This is a genomic window from Bradyrhizobium sp. DOA9 (assembly GCF_000617845.2).
Taxonomy (GTDB): Bacteria; Pseudomonadota; Alphaproteobacteria; order Rhizobiales; family Xanthobacteraceae; genus Bradyrhizobium.
Window position 1 is genome coordinate 758987 of the sequence record NZ_DF820425.1, and the last position, 21590, is coordinate 780576.

21 protein-coding genes are annotated in these 21590 nt (G+C 66.1%); 10 read left to right on the forward strand and 11 right to left on the reverse strand.

Annotated features, from left to right (window positions below):
* The first annotated feature begins 52 nt into the window (after window positions 1-52).
* Window positions 53-964: a DMT family transporter gene (locus tag BDOA9_RS03480; protein ID WP_025032563.1), complete on the forward strand. Its 912-nt coding sequence runs from the start codon at window positions 53-55 to the stop codon at window positions 962-964.
* 118 nt (window positions 965-1082) lie between these two features.
* Here BDOA9_RS03480 and BDOA9_RS03485 read toward each other — a convergent pair whose 3' ends face one another.
* The 6 genes from BDOA9_RS03485 to BDOA9_RS03510 form a co-directional block, all read right to left on the reverse strand.
* Complete coding sequence (locus BDOA9_RS03485) at window positions 1083-1853, reverse strand: TIGR02186 family protein (RefSeq protein ID WP_025032564.1); 771 nt, start codon at window positions 1851-1853, stop codon at window positions 1083-1085.
* On the reverse strand, window positions 1850-2767 hold the full coding sequence (locus BDOA9_RS03490; RefSeq protein WP_025032565.1) for a sulfite exporter TauE/SafE family protein: 918 nt from the start codon (window positions 2765-2767) through the stop codon (window positions 1850-1852). Before BDOA9_RS03490 ends, BDOA9_RS03485 begins: the two co-directional genes overlap by 4 nt.
* Before the next feature lie 171 nt (window positions 2768-2938).
* Complete coding sequence (locus tag BDOA9_RS03495; protein WP_025032566.1) at window positions 2939-3922, reverse strand: transporter substrate-binding domain-containing protein; 984 nt, start codon at window positions 3920-3922, stop codon at window positions 2939-2941.
* A gap of 89 nt (window positions 3923-4011) precedes the next feature.
* Window positions 4012-4602, reverse strand: a complete 591-nt coding sequence (locus BDOA9_RS03500) for an SCO family protein (protein WP_025032567.1) — start codon at window positions 4600-4602, stop codon at window positions 4012-4014.
* Window positions 4603-4626: 24 nt separating this feature from the next.
* On the reverse strand, window positions 4627-4752 hold the full coding sequence (locus tag BDOA9_RS40105) for a hypothetical protein (RefSeq protein WP_271505625.1): 126 nt from the start codon (window positions 4750-4752) through the stop codon (window positions 4627-4629).
* A 199-nt stretch (window positions 4753-4951) separates the two neighbouring features.
* On the reverse strand, window positions 4952-5473 hold the full coding sequence (locus BDOA9_RS03510) for a hypothetical protein (protein ID WP_025032569.1): 522 nt from the start codon (window positions 5471-5473) through the stop codon (window positions 4952-4954).
* A 282-nt stretch (window positions 5474-5755) separates the two neighbouring features.
* On the opposite strand from BDOA9_RS03510, the gene BDOA9_RS03515 reads away from it, so the two are divergent.
* The 7 genes from BDOA9_RS03515 to BDOA9_RS03545 all read left to right on the forward strand — a co-directional run bounded on the left by BDOA9_RS03515 (window position 5756) and on the right by BDOA9_RS03545 (window position 13388).
* Window positions 5756-7414, forward strand: coding sequence for an FAD-binding dehydrogenase (locus BDOA9_RS03515; protein ID WP_025032570.1), 1659 nt, complete (start codon window positions 5756-5758; stop codon window positions 7412-7414).
* A gap of 3 nt (window positions 7415-7417) precedes the next feature.
* A complete protein-coding gene (locus BDOA9_RS03520) occupies window positions 7418-8335 on the forward strand; it encodes an alpha/beta hydrolase family esterase (RefSeq protein WP_025032571.1) in 918 nt (305 codons plus the stop codon).
* Between the two features lie 97 nt (window positions 8336-8432).
* Entirely contained in the window at window positions 8433-8783 is a 351-nt protein-coding gene (locus BDOA9_RS03525; RefSeq protein WP_025032572.1) for a RidA family protein, read from the forward strand.
* Between the two features lie 113 nt (window positions 8784-8896).
* Entirely contained in the window at window positions 8897-9262 is a 366-nt protein-coding gene (locus tag BDOA9_RS03530; protein ID WP_025032573.1) for a nuclear transport factor 2 family protein, read from the forward strand.
* Between the two features lie 276 nt (window positions 9263-9538).
* Entirely contained in the window at window positions 9539-12124 is a 2586-nt protein-coding gene (locus BDOA9_RS03535; RefSeq protein WP_025032574.1) for a ligase-associated DNA damage response DEXH box helicase, read from the forward strand.
* Window positions 12125-12166: 42 nt separating this feature from the next.
* Window positions 12167-12838: a ligase-associated DNA damage response endonuclease PdeM gene (pdeM, locus tag BDOA9_RS03540; protein ID WP_042335684.1), complete on the forward strand. Its 672-nt coding sequence runs from the start codon at window positions 12167-12169 to the stop codon at window positions 12836-12838.
* Window positions 12839-12956: 118 nt separating this feature from the next.
* A complete protein-coding gene (locus tag BDOA9_RS03545) occupies window positions 12957-13388 on the forward strand; it encodes a hypothetical protein (RefSeq protein ID WP_025032576.1) in 432 nt (143 codons plus the stop codon).
* A gap of 36 nt (window positions 13389-13424) precedes the next feature.
* Here the strand turns inward: BDOA9_RS03545 and BDOA9_RS03550 are convergent, their stop codons facing one another.
* Together BDOA9_RS03550 and pyrE are read right to left on the reverse strand one after the other, a co-directional pair.
* Window positions 13425-14186 carry a DUF2865 domain-containing protein gene (locus tag BDOA9_RS03550; protein WP_042335686.1) on the reverse strand — a complete coding sequence of 254 codons (762 nt, stop codon included), beginning with the start codon at window positions 14184-14186 and terminating at the stop codon, window positions 13425-13427.
* 262 nt (window positions 14187-14448) lie between these two features.
* A complete protein-coding gene (gene pyrE, locus BDOA9_RS03555) occupies window positions 14449-15012 on the reverse strand; it encodes an orotate phosphoribosyltransferase (protein WP_025032578.1) in 564 nt (187 codons plus the stop codon).
* 171 nt (window positions 15013-15183) lie between these two features.
* Here pyrE and BDOA9_RS03560 point away from each other — a divergent pair, with 171 nt between their 5' ends.
* Window positions 15184-15810 (forward strand): glutathione S-transferase family protein, encoded by a 627-nt coding sequence (locus BDOA9_RS03560; protein ID WP_025032579.1) that lies wholly within the window; start codon window positions 15184-15186, stop codon window positions 15808-15810.
* 90 nt (window positions 15811-15900) lie between these two features.
* Here BDOA9_RS03560 and BDOA9_RS03565 read toward each other — a convergent pair whose 3' ends face one another.
* Window positions 15901-17976, reverse strand: a complete 2076-nt coding sequence (locus BDOA9_RS03565; RefSeq protein ID WP_025032580.1) for a methyl-accepting chemotaxis protein — start codon at window positions 17974-17976, stop codon at window positions 15901-15903.
* Between the two features lie 242 nt (window positions 17977-18218).
* Here BDOA9_RS03565 and BDOA9_RS03570 point away from each other — a divergent pair, with 242 nt between their 5' ends.
* Window positions 18219-19514, forward strand: a complete 1296-nt coding sequence (locus tag BDOA9_RS03570; protein ID WP_025032581.1) for a hemolysin family protein — start codon at window positions 18219-18221, stop codon at window positions 19512-19514.
* A 25-nt stretch (window positions 19515-19539) separates the two neighbouring features.
* Here the strand turns inward: BDOA9_RS03570 and BDOA9_RS03575 are convergent, their stop codons facing one another.
* Window positions 19540-19779 (reverse strand): PilZ domain-containing protein, encoded by a 240-nt coding sequence (locus BDOA9_RS03575; RefSeq protein WP_025032582.1) that lies wholly within the window; start codon window positions 19777-19779, stop codon window positions 19540-19542.
* A gap of 97 nt (window positions 19780-19876) precedes the next feature.
* Window positions 19877-21502 (reverse strand): FMN-binding glutamate synthase family protein, encoded by a 1626-nt coding sequence (locus BDOA9_RS03580; RefSeq protein WP_025032583.1) that lies wholly within the window; start codon window positions 21500-21502, stop codon window positions 19877-19879.
* Window positions 21503-21590 lie beyond the last annotated feature (88 nt).

Here is a 21590-nt window from a genome sequence, read left to right on the forward strand (position 1 = left end):
TTTCCAAATGACAAGCGGCGTCCCTAGATCGAGGGCTCAGGAGAAAGCCCTCATGTCGCTCGCCCCCTCGCTTGCCGTGCCCCGCAGCCGCTTCAACACGTTGCCGCTCGCCATCGGCTTGTTCTGCCTGCTCTGGAGCTACGCCTTCGTCGCCGGCAAGATCGGGGTCACCCATTGCCCGCCGCTGATCCTGCTCGCCGCGCGCTTCTCGCTCGCGGGCATCCTGATCCTGGGTGCCACTTTGATCCGCGGTGAAGCCTGGTCATTGTCGTGGCGCGATGTCGCGATCTTCGCGGTGCTCGGCATCGCCAACAACGCGCTCTATCTCGGGCTCGGCTACACCGGCCTGCAATCGGTCTCGGCCGGTCTCGGTGGCCTGATCGTCTCCGCCAATCCGGTGTTCACCGCGGGCATTGCCGCGCTGCTGCTCGGCGAAGGCATGACCTGGCGCAAGGCGAGCGGCCTCATGCTCGGCACCATCGGCGTGACCGCAATCGTCTGGCACCGCCTGTCGGTCGGCACCGATTCGCTGCACGGCATCGGCTTCACGCTGGCCTCGCTCGCCTCCATCGTCACCGGCACCATCCTGTTCAAGCTGCTCGCGCCCAAGGGCTCGTTGTGGATCGGCAATGGCGTGCAGAACCTCGCCGCGGGCATCGTGCTCGCGCCGATCGCGTTCACCTTCGCCGATGTCCACGCGATCGACTTTACGCCGGGCCTGATCGGCGCCTTCGCCTTTCTCGTGCTCGGCGGCTCGATCCTCGCCTCCTGGCTCTGGTTTCATCTCCTGAAGGTGTGCGGCGCCACCGCCGCCAGCGCCTATCACTTCCTGATGCCGCCGCTCGGCATATTGTTCGCGTTCCTCGTTCTCGGCGAGCACATCGAGGCGCGCGACCTGCTCGGCATCATTCCGGTCGCGCTCGGCATCTACCTGGTGACGCGGGCTGCGAAGGCGAAGGTGTAGGCGATGTGGAGGCGCGCCATCGCAACATCGTCATTGCGAGCGCAGCGAAGCAATCCAGAATCTTTCCGCGGAGGGACTCTGGATTGCTTCGCTGCGCTCGCAATGACGGAGTACGCGGCTAGTCCTTCCTGAACACGATCGAGGCCATCCATCCCGTCATCAGCGCCATCGCCACCGTGGCGAGGCCGTAGAGCAGGCCGTTCTGCCGGGCGGTGGTGGCGACGAACTGCTCGAAGCCGACCTTGACGATCTCGAACGCGGTCTCGGTCTTGCCGATGAACGCACCGTTGGCGAACAGCTTGATCTCGACCTCGTAGGTCCCGATCGGCACCTCCGCGGGCAGCGGAATGCCGGTGCGGAACAGCGTCGGCGTCAGGAACGTCACCGCGCTTGCGTCTTCGCGATAGAGCCCGCGCTGGGTCCGCAGGCGAATGAACGCCGAGCGGAAGGCATCGTTCGGCACCACGTCGGCAAAGTCGCCACTGACCCGCTGCGTCAGCAGCACGTTGTTGAGCCCGATCTGCTGCCGCCGCGCGATCTCGGGCGAGGTGATGGCGTCGAACGGGCGGTTGGCGAACAGCGCGAGATAGCTCGGCACCTGCAGGAACTGCCGGTAGTCGGTGTTGATCCAGATGCTGAAGGTGCGCTCTTTCCGCCGCGTCACCATGTCGGCGCGCGGGCCCATCACGGTGACGACGAGATCGTAGTCCGTGCGGTCTGCCGGCGTCGCCGCATCCTTCTCGACCGAGCCGAACAGCACCAGCTCCTCGCCGGAATAGTTCGGCGTCACCGTGACGCGGTGGTTCGAGACCGACACGATCAGCCGCTCGGCCCGCGCAGCGCCGCCGAGCAGCAGGACGAGGACGATGGCGAGAAGCGTGCGCCTCATCCGCTCACTCCGAGCTCGCGTATGGTGAAGAGATCGGAGGGCTGGATCACCAGCTCGATGGCGAAGCGGATTCCGACCGAGAGGATGAGCAGGCCCAGCAGCAGCCGCAGCTGCTCGCCGCGGATCTTTTGGCCGGCGCGGGCGCCGAACTGCGCGCCGGTGACGCCGCCGACCATCAGGATCAGCGCCAGCACGGCGTCGACCAGGTGATTGGTCGCCGCGTGCAGCATGGTCGCGAACAGCATGGTGACGAGGGTGAGCACCATCGAGGTCCCGATCACCGTCGAGGTCGGCACCCTCAGGAGATAGATCATGATCGGCACCAGGATGAAGCCGCCGCCTATACCCATGATGGCGCCGATGAAGCCGATCATGATGCCGACGATCACCACGGGAATGACGGAGAGATAGATCTTCGAACGCTTGAACCGCATCTTCAGCGGCAGGCCGTGGATCCAGTTGTGTGTGCGGCGCGGCGGCAGCGCGCCGCGTCGGGTCCGCATCAAGGCGCGCAACCCTTCCGAGAACATCAGGCTGCCGACCGTGGTGAGCAGCACGACGTAGGAGAGCGCGATCATGAGGTCGAGCTGGCCGAGTGCGCGCAGCTGGGTGAAGGTCCAGACGCCGAGCGTCGTGCCGGTCACGCCCCCGCATAGCAAGACGCTCGCCAGCGCCGGATCGATCGCGCGCCGCCGCCAATAGGAGAGCGCGCCGGAAAAGGAGGAGGCCGCGATGTGGCTCGCCACGGAGGCCACCGCGACCGCCGGCGTGATGCCGATGAAGATCAGGAGCGGCGTCATCAGGAAGCCGCCGCCGATGCCGAACATGCCGGATACGAAGCCGACCGCCGCGCCCATGGCGAGCACCAGGAAGACGTTGACCGGGAGATCGGCGATCGGGAGGTAAAGTTGCATTGACCCACGCACAAACGGATCGACGAACGCGGAATGCTCGCGGGAAAAGGACGGAACGATTGCCGCGTCCCTCAATAGCGGAATTCGTTTGCGGGCGGGACCTGGAATCTTTGGCGTGGTGAATGGGCGTGACAAGCGCGTCCCCCGCCGCAGGCGGGGCGAGGCGAAAGGTCAGAACGGACTGACCGAGAAATACCGCAGCCAGAGGTCGGTGTAGCGGCCTTTTTCCCAGATCCGGAACATCGCCCAGTTCAGGGCCTGGCGCAGCACGTCGTTGCCCTTGCGCACGGCGATGCCGATGCCCTCGCCGAAGAAGCGACTCTCGACGAAGGGACCGCCTGAGAAGGCGCAGCAATCGGCCGAATCCGTGCCGTTGATCCAGAACGCCAGCGAGATGGCGTCGCCGAAGATGAAGTCGACCTCGCCTTTGCGCAGGGCTGCCCGCATCGCATCGTCATTGGAATAGGCACGCAGCTCGGCATCGGTGAACATCGCCTTCAGGTACGCCTCATGCGCGGAGCCGGCGATGACGCCGACCTTCTTGCCTTCGAGATATTCGGGGCGGATCTCCGGCATCACCGCATCCTTGCGCGAGACGAAGCGCGCCGGCACGCGGTAATAGGGATCGGTGAAGTCGACGCGGGCGCGCAATTGCGGGCTCACCGCCATGGAGGCGATGATGGCATCGCCCCGGTTGGAGGTGAGTGCATCCACCAACGTCTCGAAACGCCGCATCTGCACCGTGCAGGTGACCTTGATCTCCTCGCACAGCGCGCGGGCAAGATCGACGTTGAAGCCGGCCGGATTGCCGTCGGCGCCGGTAAAGTTGAACGGCGGATAGTCGGTCTCGGTCAGGAAACGGATCACGGTCAGGCGCGACAGGTCCGGCCGCTCCGGCCGCCGGCGCGGGTCCCAGAACCCGGGCACCGCCTGCGGGGCGGCTTGAGGCGCGGCTTGGGGGGTGGTTTGGGGGGTGGTTTGGGGGGTGGTTTGGGGGGTGGTTTGGGGGCCGGTTTGAGGTGCTGCCGGCGGCCGCTTGGCGGGGGCTTGCGCGCTCGCCTCGGTGAGGCCGCCGAGCAGGCAAAGGCCGGCCGCTAGCACTGCCAGCAAGCCACGGACAGATTTGAACGATTTCGCCTGTTGCGAGGAAGCCATCGGCCGAAGGAATGAATTTCGTCGGGATCGGAGGGCCTTATAGACCATCCCGCCGGGAACGCGAGCGCCGATTGCGGCCAGGGTGAAGCTCAGAGATAGCGCTTCAAATCAACCGCCGCCTCTTCCGGCGTCCGCTTCAGATTGAACGGCGAGACGAAGCGGCCGTCGCGGTCCATCAGGTAGATCAGCGCGGTGTGGTCCATGGTGTAGTCGCCGTCCTTGGTCGGGACCTTCTTGGCATAGACCCGGTAGGAGGTGATGACCTTGGCGGTCTCGGCGGGGTCGCCGGACAGGCCCTGCAGGTGCGGATCGAAGCTCGACAGGTAATCCTTCATCGTCGCCGGCGTGTCGCGCTCGGGATCGACCGAGATGAAGATGGCGTTGACCTTGTCCGCGTCCCTGCCCAGCGCGCGCAGCACTTCCGAGATCTCGAACAGCGAGGTCGGGCAGACGTCGGGGCAATGGGTGTAGCCGAAGAAGATCAGGGTCGGCTTGCCCTTCAGGCTCTTGTCGGTGACGGCCTTGCCGTTCTGGTCGGTCAGCTGGAACGGGCCGCCGATCGCGGCCGGCTGTGCGACCTTGCCGACCTCGCCCATGGCCCAGAACATGATCAGGAGCCCGACGACGAGGCTTGCGGCGAAGGCGGTCGCGATCACCAGCGGGCGGGTGGCGGAGCTCATGGGCGGAAAACTTCCTGTCGCAGGTCAGAAGCAGGCGGCGAAGCCGGTCCTGATCATTTCGAAGAACACCTGGCTGCCATAGTGGAACCAGAGCGCCAGCGCGCCGATCACGGCGAGACCGCCGATTGTCGCGCCAGCCCACAGCAGCACGGATGCCATCCGCCCGGCAGTGGGCGAATTGTCCGATAGCTGATGTGTTGGGTGCAGCGGTTGAGCCATGACAACGATCGGGGACGAAGGCCCCGGTTCCCTGGCTTTCAGATAGGCTTTGCGCCGGCTGCGGGCAAGGCACCGCCAGCGGGGCAAGGCGCCCCCGCCGGTGCCACAGGACGCCGTCAGGCCGCTGACGTCAGCGAAGGAGCTGGCCCCGCGCCGATTCGAGTTGCTCCGCCTGCGGAAGCGACCGGCGCGACGGCCTGGTCGTCGAGGCCTGCGCGTCCAGGTAGCAGGGCTTGTACATGGCCTCGAGCTGCTTGCCCCTCAAGAAGAGCATCCGCGGGGTCAGGCCGCCCCGCTGGCCGATCCAGCGCCTGATCTGCGAGGGATACATCGCATAGAGCATCTGGGTCGCTTCGGGGTTGGTGATGGCGCGGCCGTTGGCACCGAAATCCCAGGCGGCGTGGAAGCCGAGCGTCGCATGCGAGGTCACGCAGATCCGGTCGTGCGGGATGGCACCGAGGACGATGGTGCAAGCCGAGGCGCAGAGGCCGTCGATGATGACCGTCTCGCCGGATTGCCTGAGGTCCTGGTACTTGTCGACGTAGGTTCCAATCCGGCCGCCGCGGTCATCCGCGATCCGAACCACCGCGTGAGAAGCCCCCATGCCCGCGATCAGGAGAACCGCCGCAAGCAACCCCGTCAGAAACTTCATTGTCCCCCGCCCCAGTCGAATTCGAATCTGCGTGTCAGGTGGTGATGCACGGCTAGCGTCGGTCGTAACCAAGGTTTTGTCTAGGCAGGCCTGCTGGCCCAAAACAAATTCAAATCCAGTGTTGCGTCCGCGCTGCACCCAGCCGGTCTCCCATCCCAAAGTGGAACAAGTTAACGAGGTCTTGCGCGCCATACCCTTGATCTCAGTTGCAACCGCTGGCTTCAATCCGGGCAATTACAGGGGGGAACCCTTGGAGGGGAGAAGAACTTGGAGGGGGAACGCATGGTTGAAGAATCGGACGTCATCGTCGTGGGTGCGGGACTGTCGGGCCTCGTTGCCGCCACCGAGATCGCCGATGCGGGCAAGCGCGTGATCGTCGTCGACCAGGAAGGCGAGCAGTCGCTGGGCGGCCAGGCGTTCTGGTCGTTCGGCGGATTGTTCCTGGTCGATTCGCCGGAGCAGCGCCGGCTCGGCATCAAGGACTCCTACGAGCTTGCCATGCAGGACTGGCTCGGCACGGCCGGATTCGACCGCGACGAGGATTTCTGGCCGCGCCAATGGGCCGAGGCCTACGTGGCCTTCGCAGCCGGCGAGAAGCGCGGCTGGCTGCGCGCGATGGGCCATCGCATCTTTCCCGTGGTCGGCTGGGCCGAGCGCGGCGGCTATGACGCGATGGGGCACGGCAATTCGGTGCCGCGCTTCCACGTTACCTGGGGCACCGGCCCGGGCATCGTCGAGCCGTTCGAGCGCCGCGCACGCGAGGCGATGAAGACCGGCCGGCTGATCTTCAAATTCCGTCATCGCGTCGATGCGCTCTCCATCACCAATGGCACGGTGGATGGCGTCAACGGCGTCGTTCTTGCGCCCGACAATGCAGAGCGCGGCAAGAGCTCCTCGCGCAACGTGGTCGGCGACTTCGCACTGAAGGCGCAGGCCGTGATCGTCGCCTCCGGCGGCATCGGCGGCAACCACGAGCTGGTGCGGCAGAACTGGCCGAAGCGGCTCGGTGATCCCCCGAAATTCATGATCTCCGGCGTGCCCGAGCATGTCGACGGCCGTATGATCGGCATCACGGAAAAGGCCGGCGCGCGGCTGATCAACCGCGACCGCATGTGGCATTACGTCGAGGGCATCCAGAACTGGAACCCGATCTGGCCGCGCCATGGCATCCGCATCCTGCCTGGTCCCTCCTCGATGTGGTTCGACGCAACAGGCACGCGGCTGCCGGCGCCGCTGTTCCCGGGCTCCGACACGCTCGGACAGCTCAAATACATCATGTCGACCGGCTACGATTATTCCTGGTTCATCCTGACCCAAAGCATCATCAAGAAGGAGTTTGCGCTGTCGGGCTCGGAGCAGAACCCGGACCTGACCGGCAAGAGCTGGCGCATGACGCTTCGCCGCGCCACCAACAAGGGGGCGCCGGCGCCGGTGGAGTCGTTCAAGAGCCATGGTGTCGACTTCATTGTCCGCGACAAGCTCGATGAACTCGTTGCGGCAATGAACAAGCTCGCCGGCAGCGATCTTCTCAAGCTCGAGCACATCAAGATGCAGATCGAGGCGCGCGACCGCGAGATCGCCAATCCCTATGTCAAGGACGCGCAGGTGATGAACATCCACAATGCGCGCCGCTATCTCGGCGACAAGCTGATCCGCACCGCTTCCCCGCACCGCATCCTCGATCCCGCCCATGGGCCGCTGATCGCCGTGAAGCTCAACATCCTCACCCGCAAGACGCTGGGCGGCTTCGAGACCGATCTCGACTCCCGCGTGTTCGGCGAAGAGGGCCGTGTCATTCCCGGTCTCTACGCCGTCGGCGAAGCCGCCGGCTTTGGCGGCGGCGGCGTGCATGGCTATCGCTCGCTGGAGGGGACTTTCCTGGGCGGCTGCCTGTTCTCGGGCCGCAATGCGGGCCGTGCCGCCGCCAAGGCGGTGGGCTAGACCATGCGGCGGTGGATGGGCACCGTAACGCTGCTCGCTGCGTTGGCGGCGGCGCCAGCTGCGTCCGCCGAGACGATCGACGTCAACGGGGTGAAGCGCTCCTACACCGCGCAACTGCCGGCCAAGCGGCCCGCACCGCTGGTGATCGTGCTGCATGGCAAGACCCAGCGCGGCGCCGACATGGTTGCGCGGACGGCCTGGCCGCAGGTTGCCAGGCGCGAGGGCCTCGCCGTGGTGTTTCCGGACGGGCTCAACAACGCATGGGCGGACGCGCGCACGAAGGCGGGGCCCGCCCTGCGCGGACCACCGGCGGGGACCGATGACGTCGCCTTCATCGCAAAGCTCGTTGAGAAGCTGGTGGCCGACGGCACGGCCGATCCGAAGCGCGTCTACGTCGCCGGGATCTCCAATGGCGGTGCCATGGCGATGACCATGGCCTGCGCGCGTGCCGATCTGTTTGCGGCAGCTGCGAGTGTGATCATGAATCTCAGCGATGAAGCCGCCGTCACCTGTCATCCGTCACGGCCGCTGCCGATGCTGCTCATGAACGGGACCGCCGATCCGCTGGTCCCTTACGAGGGCGGACGCGGATCGAGCTATTTTGCCGCAGAGGGTTTCTGGTCGACGGACGAGACGCTGGCGTTCTGGCGCAGGCTCAACGGCTGCGAGACCGACGACGCCGGGATCACCGACATGCCCGACGCGGCGCCGGCGGACCAGTCGACAGTGACACGGATCAGCTCGCGCTGTCCGGCCGGGCACGACGTCGTGCTCTATCGCATCAACCATGGCGGCCACCGCATGCCAGGCTTCGCTCCGGATGCCCGCTTCCCGAAGGTCGCCAGAAGCCTGCTCGGATTGCAGAACGGCGACATCGACGGCGCCGAAACGATCTGGACGTTCTTCAGTCGGTTTCCGTGAACGGTGCATGCGTGGCAGGCAATGCATGCGTGCCAGGGGTGGCACACCGCAAGCCGCTGGGTTAGACAGGGCCGCCATTCCAGTCAGGAGATCCGAGATGAGCATTCAGCGTTTTGAAACCGGCCCGCGCATGAGCCAGGTCGTCGTGCACGGCAACACCGTCTATCTCGCCGGTGTCGTCGCCAACAAGGCGGCCGGCGAAAGCGTGACGAAGCAGACCCAGGACATCCTGGCAACCATCGACGGCCACCTCGCCAAGGCCGGCACCGACAAGTCGAAGCTGCTCTCGGCCACGATCTACATCACCGATATGAAGACCTTCGCAGAGATGAACGCAGTGTGGGACGCCTGGGTCTCGCCCGGCAACACCCCGGCCCGCGCCACCGTCGAAGCCAAGCTGGCGGCCCCGCAATACACCGTCGAGATCATGGTGACGGCGGCGAAATAGTCTTTGCGAGAGCTTCACGCGCGTTGATGACCTCCGAGGTAATCGATCAACGCGCGTGAACCTTCGATAGTCACGGTCAGCCGGACAACACGGCGCCATCGAAGGAGAGAACCATGACCGACCCCGTCACCATCGCCCGCCGCTACATCGAGCTCTGGAACGAGCGCACCGCCGGCCGCCGCCGCGAGTTGCTGAGCGAAGGCTGGACGAATGATGCGAGCTATGTCGATCCCGTGATGAAGGGCGACGGCCAGGACGGCATCGAGGCGTTGATATCGGGTGTGCAGCAGCGCTTTCCCGATTTCAAATTCAAGCTGATCGGCGAGCCCAATGGCTACGGCGACCACGTCCGCTTCTCGTGGGGACTTGGACCTGACGGCGCCGACAGCCCGATCAAGGGCACGGATTTCGCCGTGCTGAAGGACGGCCGGATCAGAAGCGTGACGGGATTTCTAGATCAGGTGCCGGCCGGAGCGTAAGAGCTCGGGCCCTCGTCGTGTGACAGGGACCTCCGCGGCGGCCATCCTTCGAGACGCCCGCCCTTGGCGGGCCCTCAGGATGAGGGCGGAATGCGCGGCAGCAGTTTCAACGGAGGCGGTGCTTGCTTAGCCTCACCCTGAGGAGACCGCAAAGCGGTCGTCTCGAAGGGCGAGGCGCGCGCTCGAAGCGCATAAATCCCTACGCGATCGCCCTCCTCGTGCAGGCGGGAGGGCGCCCCCTCGACGAAGCCATCCCTACGGCTTACCTGTCATGCCGTGCCGCCCCGTATCCTCCCAACATCGGCCGAGCCGGCCGCGCTGCTGCCGGATCGCTTCCAGGCCTGGTTCGCGGCCCGCGGCTGGTCGCCGCGCGCGCATCAATTGGCACTGCTGGAGAAGGCGCGCGAGGACCGCTCGGCCCTCTTGATCGCGCCGACCGGCGCCGGCAAGACGCTGGCCGGATTTCTGCCGACGCTGGTGGAGCTGTCGGCGCAGCCGGTGACGCGAGACGCAGGCGCGAAGAAGAGCCTCGTCTCCACCGGCCGCAGCCTGCAGCGTAGCGGTGGCCTGCACACCCTCTACATCTCGCCGCTCAAGGCGCTCGCCGTCGACATCGCGCGCAACCTCGAGCGTCCCATCGCCGAGATGGGCCTGCCCATCAAGGTCGAGACTCGCACCGGCGATACGCCGGTCTCGCGCCGTCAGCGGCAGCGGCGCTATCCGCCGGATGTGCTGCTGACGACGCCCGAGCAGCTCGCGCTGCTGCTCTCCTCCGACGACGCACCGTTTCTGTTTTCCTCCCTGGAGCGCGTCGTGCTCGACGAGCTGCACGCGCTGGTCACGTCCAAGCGCGGCGATTTGCTCTCGCTCGGGCTCGCACGATTGTGGCGCCTCGCCCCGCAGATGCGCGCGATCGGCCTGTCGGCAACCGTGGCCGAGCCGGAGCAGCTCGCGCGCTTCCTTGTGCCGCAGCCCGACGGCAAGGAGCGAGCAGCCGACATCGTCGTCGCCGGCGGCGCGGCGCCGCCCGTGGTCGAGATGCTCGACACGCGCGAGCGGCTGCCTTGGGCCGGCCACAGCGCGCGTCACGCGCTCCCCGAGATCTACGAGCTGATCAAGGCGAACAAGACCACGCTGGTCTTCGTCAACACCCGCAGCCAGGCCGAGATGCTGTTCCAGAATCTCTGGAGCATGAACGACGATGGCCTCGCGATCGCGCTGCATCACGGCTCGCTCGACGTCGCGCAGCGCCGCAAGGTCGAGGACGCCATGTCGGCGGGCCGGCTGCGCGGGGTGGTCTGCACCTCCTCGCTCGACCTCGGCGTCGACTGGGGTGACGTCGATCTCGTCGTCAACATCGGCGCGCCCAAGGGCTCCTCGCGCCTGATGCAGCGGATCGGCCGCGCCAATCACCGCCTCGACGAGGCCTCGCGCGCGGTGCTGGTGCCGGCCAACCGTTTCGAGGTGCTGGAGTGCAGCGTTGCCATCGATGCCATCGCCGAGAACGCGCAGGACACGCCGCCCTTGCGCACGGGCGCCCTCGACGTGCTGGCCCAGCATGTGCTCGGCTGCGCCTGCGGCGAGCCGTTCTTCAGTGACGAGCTCTTTGACGAGGTCCGCACCGCCGCGCCCTATGCAAGCCTGTCGCGGCAGGATTTCGATGATGTCGTCGATTTCGTCGCCTCCGGCGGTTACGCGCTGAAGACCTATGAGCGCTTCGCCCGCATCAAGCAGGACAAGGAAGGACGCTGGCGCGTCGCCAATCCCAAAGTGCGGCAGAGCTACCGTATGAATGTCGGCACCATCGTCGAGGACGACATGCTGAAGGTGCGGCTGGTGCGCTCGCGTGGCGGCGGTGCGGGCTCAACCGGCGTGATCGCGCGCGGCGGCCGGCTGCTCGGCGAGATCGAGGAGGCGTTCATCGAGGGCCTCTCGCCCGGCGACACCTTCGTGTTCTCCGGCGAAGTGGTGCGTTACGAGACCCTTGTCGAGGACCAGGTCTATGTCTCGCGCGCGCATGACAAGGACCCCAAGGTGCCGTCCTACATGGGCGGCAAGTTTCCGCTCTCGACCTATCTCGCCGAGCGCGTGCGCCGGCTGCTCGACGATGGCCGCGCCTGGGGCGGCTTGCCGGAGCAGGTGCGCGACTGGCTGTCGCTGCAGAAGGACGTCAGCAGCGTGCCGGCGGTTCGCGAGCTCCTGGTCGAGAGCTTTCCGCGCGCCAACAAGCATTATCTGGTCTGTTACCCCTTCGAGGGCCGCCTCGCGCATCAGACCCTCGGCATGCTGCTGACGCGGCGGCTGGAGCGCGCCCGCGCGCGGCCGCTCGGCTTCGTTGCCAATGAATATGCGGTGGCGATCTGGGGGCTCGGCGATCTCTCCTTCATGATCCGTCAGGGCCGGATCGACCTCAACGCGCTGTTCGACCCCGACATGCTGGGCGATGATCTCGAAGCCTGGCTCGCCGAGTCCGCGCTGATGAAGCGCACCTTCCGCAACTGCGCGATCATCTCCGGCCTGATCGCGCGCCGGCACACCGGCGAAGAGAAGAGCCGCCGCCAGGTGCTGTTCTCGACCGATCTCGTCTACGACGTGCTGCGCAAGCACCAGGCCGATCACGTCCTGCTCCGCGCCGCGCGCGCCGATGCCGCCACCGGCCTGCTCGATTTGCGCCGCCTCGGCGACATGCTGATGCGCATCCAGGGCCGCATCACGCACCGGGAACTCGACCGCGTCTCCCCGCTCGCCGTGCCCGTGATGCTGGAAATCGGCCGCGAGTCAGTTTATGGCGAAGCTGCAGACGAGCTGTTGGCCGAAGCCGCCGACGAGCTCGTCAAAGAGGCGATGGACAGAAGCTGGTAAGACGTGACGGCAGGCGCGCTGATTTCGGGAGATGTCGAGGACATGCGCGTTTCCAGGGTCACGATCACCGATGTGACCTTCGCGGCCGATCTCTCCGGCGCGCTGTTCTGGGAGGAGCAGCGCCTGCTCGTCGTCTCCGACCTGCATCTGGAGAAAGGGTCGAGCTTCGCCACGCGCGGCGTGCTGCTGCCGCCTTACGATACCATCGCGACGCTTGGCCGGCTCGCTGCTGCCATCTCCCGCCATGACCCGCGAATCGTCATCGCGCTCGGCGACAGTTTTCACGATCGCAGCGCGCATGAGCGCCTGTCGACGGACGATCGCAATGCCGTCGCCGCACTCCAGACCGGCCGCGACTGGATCTGGATTTCGGGCAATCATGATCCCAAGCTGCCGCGCGATCTCGGCGGCACCATCGCGGACGAAGTCGCGATCGGCCCGATCACCTTCCGTCACGAGCCGACCGGCGCACGCGGCGAGATCGCCGGCCATCTGCATCCGAAGGCGCGCGTCTCGGCGCGCGGCCGTTTCATGGAGCGCCGCTGCTTCGCCAGCGACGGGTTGCGCGCCGTCATGCCTGCGTTCGGCGCCTATGCCGGCGGCCTCAGCATCCGCGACGCTGCCTTCGCCAGGATCTTTCCGCAGAACGGCTTTGTCGCCCATCTCCTCGGCGATCGTCGCGTCCATGCCATTGCGGCGTCGCGCTGCCATTGAGGTGTTCTTTGCACCCAAGAACAAATTAAGAACAATTTAGCAAGTCTTTGATATATCATTGTGATTCGGCGCATCGCCGATACAATATCTAGCGTCTGTCCGACTTTGCGAGGACTACATGTCCACCATTGCCTTCGACCAGTTTGCCCTCACCCGGATCGCCGATTTCGCGCGCTCGCTGTCACGGCTGCATCAGGCGGCGCGGCGCCAAAGGGTCGACGATGACCAATTCGACCGCGAGTTCAACGCGGTGTGCCAGTCGATCTGGGGCTACACCATCGACGATTTCAGCGACGATCTGTTCTCGCCCGAGGATCATCTGTTTCTCGACACGCTGGACGAAGCGCATGCGCGGATCTTCGCGGCCGAGCAGGGTTATGACCTCGTCGGCGAGGCGGGCATGCTGACGGATTGGTGGGGTTTCTGCTGGATGATCCTGGCCGAGAAGCGCGGTCTCCTGACGCCGGAAAACCGCGCCGCTGCGCGCGCGGCGATCGAGGAGAAATATCTGTCCGCGCCGAACGTGATCGGGGTGATCATCGGGAGGTAGTGTCCATCCTCCGTCATTGGCTTCAGGCGTGCTCGATCAATCCAACCCCGCCCGCTTCGCCGGCTTCGCGGCCGTCTTCGGCACCGACACATCCGGCAGCGGCTCGCGCACGATCTCGGCCGCGGCGGGGGCATCTGCCGACACCGTCTCGGCCCGCACCGGCGCGACCTTCATCTCGCCAAGCCGTGCGCGGACCTGCGCGGTGAGACCGGGATAGGAGGCCACCGGGGTGAAATCCGCAGCCTGGTCGTTGCCAACGCGGACGCCGGTATAGGCCACGAGGCCGTCGGTGGTGGCGATCACGTCGCCCGCCTTCAGCGAGGAATCCAGCGCAAGATCGACCGGGGCAAGACCGACCGGTTCGCGGCCGTTGCAGGTGCAATCGGCGCGCAGCGCCTTGCGATAGGCGAACGCGTTCTCGCTGTCGGCGTAGCGCTCGCCGGTCTGCGAATAGGCGCCTTCGATCGAAGAGCCGAAATAGACCTTGGTTGCCGTGGCAGGGCAGAATGCCTGACACATCTGCGCGGGCGAGACGAGGCCGCGCATCAGCGGAAAGTATTTTCCGTCGCAGCTGCGCACACAGAATGCCGGGCCCGAGCCGCCGGCCGCCGCCGAGCGGGTCGGCGGCACATATTGCGGCGTGGCGCCATTCTGCTGGCTGCCGAAAGGATCGACGTAGGGGTTCGCCTGCGGCACCTCGCGCTGCGGCCGCTGCTGCTGCATTCCGCCGAAGAGGAAGTCGAACAGGCCTTCAGCCGAAACCGGGGCAGGCGTTGCGAGCAGCGGAGCTGCCAGCATGGCGGCCACAAGCACCGCGCGACGCCGCCGGCGCGCATGGGAGATGACTGTACGCAATGCTTACTCCACCCGACGCTACTGAACCGGCTGGGACCGGGAGGTCTCAGCGCACGATTCACCATAAAGCGGGATGGTAAATGAGCAGTTGAGCGGAGGCGGTTTCAAGACGTGGCGGTGGCCTCTTTAGGGCCAGGCGCAGCTTTGGACGGATGGTTGCTTCCGGGGCACACCGAGGCGTGACAGCGAAGGATGTTTCGCCGCATCACCCCTTCAGGAATTCCGACGCCTTGTACAGCGAGCGGAACGGCAGGCCAGCCGCAGCGAACGTGTCGGTGGCTCCCTCTTCGCGATCGACCATGGTCAGCACCAGCACGACATTGGCCCCGGCCTCGCGCACCGATTCCACCGCCTTCATCGCCGAGCCGCCGGTGGTGGTGACGTCCTCGACGATGACGACGCGCTTGCCGGCCAGCGTCTCGCCCTTGGGCAGGCCCTCGATCGCGAGCTTCGCACCGTGCTCCTTCGGCTTCTTGCGCACGAAGAAGGCCGCGATCGGATGGCCCTTGATCCAGGAGATCTGCGCCAGCGCGCCGGCGAGCGGCACCGCGCCCATTTCGAGCCCGCCGATGAAATCGAGCTGGTCGTCCTTGAGCGCCTCGTAAGTCAGCTCGGCGAGCAGCGTCGCGCCCTCGGGGTCGAGCATGGTCGGCTTGAGGTTGAAGTAGAAATCGCTCTTGCGGCCCGACGCGAGCGTCACCTCGCCGCGGCCGAATGAGCGCCGGCGGATGATTTCGAACAGGCGGGCGCGGGAGGCGGATTTCGACACGGCGGTCCCTCGAACAGCGTTTTTGGTGGGGGCGGAATTTATCCGCGACGGACGCGACATTCCAGAGGGGGCGTCTCCCGTCAACAGGGATCGGCCATCCCGGCCCGCCGGTTGTGAGGGCGCAACCTTCTGGAGTAGTTCAGGGGGCACGCCTGTTGGGAAGGACACGGAATGACCATCGAGCTCTACACCTGGAACACGCCGAACGGCCGCAAGATTTCGGTCGCGCTGGAGGAGATGGGGCTGCCCTACAAGGTGATCCCGGTGAACATCACCAAGGGCGAGCAGATGGCGGGCGAGTTCCTCAAGCTCTCGCCCAACAACAAGATCCCCGCGATCGTCGATCCCGAGGGGCCCGACGGCAAGCCCGTCAGCATCTTCGAATCCGGTGCGATCCTGCTCTATCTCGGCGAAAAGACCGGAAAATTCCTGCCGAAAGCGCTGATCCAGCGCATCCCGGTCTACGAATGGCTGATGTGGCAGATGGGCGGGTTCGGCCCGATGCCCGGCCAGGTGCACCATTTCATCGCGCTCGAGAGCGAGCAGGACCGGGCCTACGGCCTGAAGCGCTTCATGGCCGAGACGCGCCGGCTGTACGGCGTGCTCGATCGCCGGCTGGAGGGGCGCGACTTCGTCGCCGGCGAGCTCTCGGTCGCCGATTTTGCCATCCTGGGCTGGGCCTGGCGCCATCCTCGCCACAAGGTTGATCTGGCCGACTTCCCCAACGTCAAGCGCTGGTACGAGGCCCTGATGGCGCGCCCGGCGGTGAAACGCGGGATGGACGCGAAGCTGGATTGAGCTTTCTTGTCCCTCTCCCCGGTCTGAACACCCCGGAGGGGAGAGGTGCTCGAGTGCCTGGCTCGCTTCGATCCATACGACGGCGAATTTCTACGCCGCGCGGATCGCGTCGAGGAATTTTCCGACCTCGGTCTTGAGCCGGCTGCTTTCGCCCGAGAGCGACCTCGCCGACGCGAGCACGTTGGAGGAGGCGGATCCGGTCTGGCTCGCCCCGCGCTGCACGTCGACGATGCTGGCGGAGACCTGCTGGGTGCCGCGCGCGGCCTGCTGCACGTTGCGGGAAATCTCCCGCGTCGCTGCGCCCTGCTCCTCGACCGCCGCGGCGATTGCGGACGCGATCTCGGACATGCGGGAGATGGTATCGCCGATCGACTTGATGGCGCCGACGGAGTCCTCCGTCGCCGTCTGGATGCCCGAGATCTGCTGGCTGATCTCGCCAGTGGCCTTGGCGGTCTGCTCGGCCAGCGCCTTGACCTCGGACGCGACGACGGCAAAGCCGCGACCGGCCTCGCCGGCGCGCGCCGCCTCGATGGTGGCGTTGAGCGCCAGAAGATTGGTCTGGCCCGCGATCTGGCTGATGAGCTCGACGACGTCGCCGATTCGCCCCGCAGCCCTGGCGAGCTCGCCGACATGCTCGTTGGTCCGCCCAGCCTGTTGCACGGCCTCGCCGGCGATGCGCGCGGAATCCTGGACCTGACGGCCGATCTCGTCGACCGACGAGGCCATCTCCTCGGCCGCGGCGGCAACGGTCTGCACATTGGTGGAGGCCTGCTCGGAGGCGGCCGCGACTGTCGCCGTGACCGTTTCCGATTGCGCGGCCGTGCTCGTCAGCGTTCCCGCGGAGGCTTCCAGCTCCGAGGATGCCGCCGAGACGGTGTTGATGACATCGCCGATCATGGCTTCGAACTCGCGCGCGATCTGATCCATGCGCTGGCTGCGCTTCAGCTTCGCTTCCGCTTCGATCGCGGCCGCCTCGTCGGCGGACTTCTTGGCGAGCAGCGAATCCTTGAAATGCTGGAGCGAGCCGGCGACCTGGCCGATCTCGTCGCTGCGGCCCGTCGCGGGAATCTCGACCTCGTGCTGCCCGGCGGCGAGCGCGCCGATCACGTCGGCGATCCGGCCGAGCGGCGTCACCACGCGCCTGCGCAGCATGATGGTCACGCCACCGAGCGTGCCGAGCAGGGCCAGCACGGCGACACCGGCCAGCGCGAGCATCGCCAGCGCACCGTCGCGCGCGGCCGTGGCTCGCTCGGCGGCTTCCGCCAGCGCAGCGTCACGCACGCCGTAGAACATCTGGATGGCCGGCACGATGACCTTCGCCAGCTCGTCGGCGGTGGCACCGTACTTGCCGTCAGCCCGGGCTGCAGGAAGCTCCTTGTCCACGGCATCTGCTGCTTTTCCGAAATATGATTCCGTTGCCGCCTTCAGCGCGTTGGCGATGCGGGCGGGATTTCCGAGCTGTTCGAGACCGGCCTCGATGCGCTCGCGATCGGCCTCTACGCGTCCCTGCATGCGGTCCATCAGCGACAGTTCGGCCGCGGTGAGCGGACGGCGCGCGGACAGCGCCGGCGACAGCGTGGCGGCGCGGCTGCCGGCCGAAACGCGCAAATCCTGCGCCGTTCGCGCCAAACTCAGCAGCGCGGCGAGCGAGGAATCGGCATTGATGACCTTCGCCTCGAGCTTGTTCATGACCGGCTCGATGTGGCCGATGACCTCGGCAACGCCGGGCAGGAAGCCCTTGGTCGCAGCGCCGTCGCGCGCCGCCAGCGGAACGCTCATCGCGCGGTCGGCCGCGGTGGTGATTTCCTTCAGCCGCCGCGCCGCGCGATCGAGATTCTCGGCAATCGCGCCGCCGTCATCCAGCACCATGACGGCGCGCCTTGCGGCCTCGAAGCCCGCCTCGGCGGTTTTCGTGGCCTTTGTCGCAGCATCGAGCTGCGCCGGCGTTGCGGCGCCGTCCTGGAAGATCGGTCCGATATAGGGAGCGCGAAGGCTGGCGACGTGCTGGTTGGCCAGCAGCGTCGCACCAAAAGCCTCCACCGTCTTGATCGCGTCGGAGCGGTTCGTGAAGATGCGCGTCTGAGGTATCAGCACTTCGGCGCCGAGAACGACTGCAAATACCGTCACCGTCAGCATCGACAGCGCGAAAAGCTTTCCGATCCGCATCCTCAGGTCCCCGAATGTATTTCTGCAATGGCGAAAACTAGCCGGCGGGCACTAAGGGCCCGTTAAGCAACGATCCGTAGTTCCGCGGGGTGTCAGGTCGCCGCAGACACCTCGGGAACGCCGTCGCGCACGGTTCCCTTTCGGCGGCGAATGAGCAGAATCGCCGGCACTTCCGCACCGAATACCTATATCAGTGGCTTGCGCCGGCACCCCGGCCACACTTGCTTACCTCCGGAACGCCAATGCTCTCGCTCGAACTCGTCATCGTCGTCGTCCTGATCGTCATCAACGGCCTGCTATCCATGTCCGAGCTGGCCGTGGTCTCGTCGCGTCCGGCGCGACTGTCGCTGCTCGCGGCCAAGGGCGTGCACGGCGCCGAGCGGGCGCTGACGCTGGCGGCCGATCCCGGCAAGTTCCTGTCCACGGTGCAGATCGGCATAACGCTGGTCGGCGTGCTCTCCGGCGCGTTTTCGGGCGCCACGCTCGGGCAGCGGCTGACGCAATGGCTGCTCGAGCTCGGTCTGTCCCCCGGCATCGCCGACATCGTCGGCGTCGGCATCGTGGTCACGCTCATCACCTACGCCACCTTGATCGTCGGCGAACTGGTGCCGAAGCAGGTGGCACTGCGCGACCCCGAGAGCATCGCGGTGCGGGTCGCGCCGGCGATGCACGTGCTCGCGAAAATATCGCTGCCGCTCGTCTTTCTGCTCGACGTCTCCGGCAAGCTGATCCTCACGCTGCTCGGCCGCGGCGGCAAGGCCGAGGAGAAGGTTTCGGAGGACGAGATCCATCACCTCGTCAGCGAAGCCGAGAGCGCGGGCGTGCTCGAGCCCGGCGAGAAGGAGATGATCGCCGGCGTGATGCGGCTCGGCGACCGGCCGGTCGGCGCGGTCATGACGCCGCGCACCGAGGTCGACGAGATCGACCTGAACGACGATCCCGCCGCCATCCAGGAGATCATCGCCAAGAGCCCGCATTCGCGCTTTCCGGTCTCCGACGGCGACCGCGACAAGCCGATCGGCGTGCTCCAGGCCAAGGACCTGCTGGTCGCCTATATGAACGAACGCAACCCGGATCTGCGCGCGCTCGTGCGCGAGGCGCCCGGAATCCCGGTGTCGGCAGATGCGCGCGACGTGCTGACCATCCTGAAAGCGGCGCCGGTTCACGTCGGGCTCGTCTATGACGAATACGGCGCCTTCGAAGGCATGGTGACGGCCGCCGACATCCTCTACTCGATCGTCGGCGCGTTTCATTCCGAGGAGGGACCGCCCGAGCCGGCCTTCATCAGGCGCGAGGACGATTCGCTGCTGGTCTCCGGCTGGATGCCGGTCGACGAGTTCGGCGATCTGCTCGGCATCGAGCTGCCGCCACATCGTTACAACACGGTCGCAGGGCTCGTGCTGCAACAATTCAGCAAGCTGCCCAATGTCGGCGACGCCTTCGATTTCGGCGGCTGGCACATCGAGGTGGTCGATCTCGACGGGCGAAGGATCGACAAGATTTTGGCGAGCCGGTTGACCGAGGTCGAGACGGGGTGAAATGTGCGCGAGGACGAGCCTCCGCTCACCCGAACCTCACCCCGATCCGCTTTTCCTTGCGCCAGACCACCGTGCAGGTCCGATGCATGCCGTCGGCCTGGACGAACAGGGTGAAATGATCGGGAATGCCGACGGGACTGGTGACGTCGAGTGCGGCGCCGGTATCGGAGAGGTTGCGGACAGTGCAGTCGATCCCGCCGCCGCCGAACTCGATCGTTCCGGCTTTCAGCACGCGATGTCGGGCTTTGTCGCGTCGCTCGTCCATGGGGCGAATCTAGACCCAAAGTTGAACCAGATGTTAAACCAACCCTCCGCTCCCGGCAATTTGATGCCCCTGGCCTACGACAGAAGCGGGCGGCATCTCACAGCGCCGGCTGGAATGTCTCGGCGCGCGCCATCTGCCAGGCGTCGCGGAAGCGCGGGTCTTCCGTGCCTTCGAGCAGCTCGCCCGCACGCAGCGCCGGATAGAGCTGTGCGAAGGACTTCACCTGGGTCGTCGACGTCCGCTGGCTGAAATGGATTGGCCGCAGCTGCTGCGGATGTTCGAGCCCGGCCGCGGCGATCAATTCGGTCAGCGAATGCAGCGTCGCATGGTGATAATTGGCCACGCGGTCGATCTTGAGCGGCACGTAGAGCGCGCGCGCCCGCGTCGGATCCTGCGTCGCCACCCCGGTCGGGCAGCGGTCGGTGTGGCAGCTCAGCGACTGGATGCAGCCGAGCGAGAACATGAAGCCGCGCGCCGAATTGCACCAGTTGGCGCCGATCGCCATGGCGCGTGCCATGTCGAAGGCGGTCGCGATCTTGCCGGACGCGCCGATCTTGATGCGGTCGCGCGCATTGATGCCGACGAGCGCGTTGTGGACGAAATTGACGCCCTCGCGCATCGGCATGCCGAGATGGTCCATGAACTCCAGCGGCGCCGCGCCGGTGCCGCCCTCATTGCCGTCGACGACGATGAAATCCGGATAGATCCCGGTCTCGATCATCGCCTTGCAGATCGCCAGGAACTCCCAGGGATGGCCGATGCACAGCTTGAAGCCGGCCGGCTTGCCGCCGGAGAGACGGCGCATCTCCGCGATGAACTGCATCATGCCAATTGGCGTGGAGAAGGCGCGGTGCGAGGCCGGAGAGATGCAGTCCTCGCCCATCGCGACGCCGCGAATTTTCGAGATCTCCTCGGAGACCTTGGCCGCCGGCAGCACGCCGCCATGGCCGGGCTTGGCACCCTGGCTGATCTTGAGCTCGACCATCTTGATCTGGTCCTCGCCGGCGACGCGCGCGAACGCTTCGGGATCGAAGCTGCCGTCGAGATGGCGGCAGCCGAAATAGCCGGAGCCGATCTCCCAGATGATGTCGCCGCCCATCTCGCGGTGATAGGGGCTGACGCCGCCCTCGCCGGTGTCATGGGCGAAGCCGCCCTTCCTGGCGCCGGCATTCAGCGCGCGCACGGCGTTGGGGCTGAGCGCGCCAAAGCTCATCGCCGAGATGTTGAACACCGAAGCCGAATAGGGCTTTGCGCAATCCGGCCCACCGATCACCACACGGAATTTCTCCGTGGCGTGCGCCTTCGGCGAGACCGAGTGATGCATCCACTCGTAGCCCTCGCGATAGACGTCCTCCTGGGTGCCGAACGGGCGCTTGTCGAGCTCCATCTTGGCGCGTTGATAGACCACTGCGCGGGTGTCGCGCGAGAACGGCATGCCGTCCTTCTCGCTCTCGAAGAAATATTGGCGCATCTCCGGGCGGATCTCTTCGAGCAGGAAGCGGATATGCGCGGAGATCGGATAGTTGCGCAGCACCGCGTGGCTCTGCTGCAAGAGATCGCGCACCCCGAGCAGCGTCAGCGCGCCGAAGATCAGGATTGGAATCAGCAGGATGTCGAAGATCTTGCGATCGGCGAGGCCGATACCGATCAGGAGCGCGGTGACGATCGCGCAGATCGTCAACACGATGAAGCGCGGCGAGAAGGGCAGCAGCAGGGTTTGCATGATCCCCTCCTCCGCCAGCGGCAGACGTTTCGGGGATGAGTGGTGGGAGGATACTTGCATCTTGTTGTCGTCGGCCACGTTTTCGATC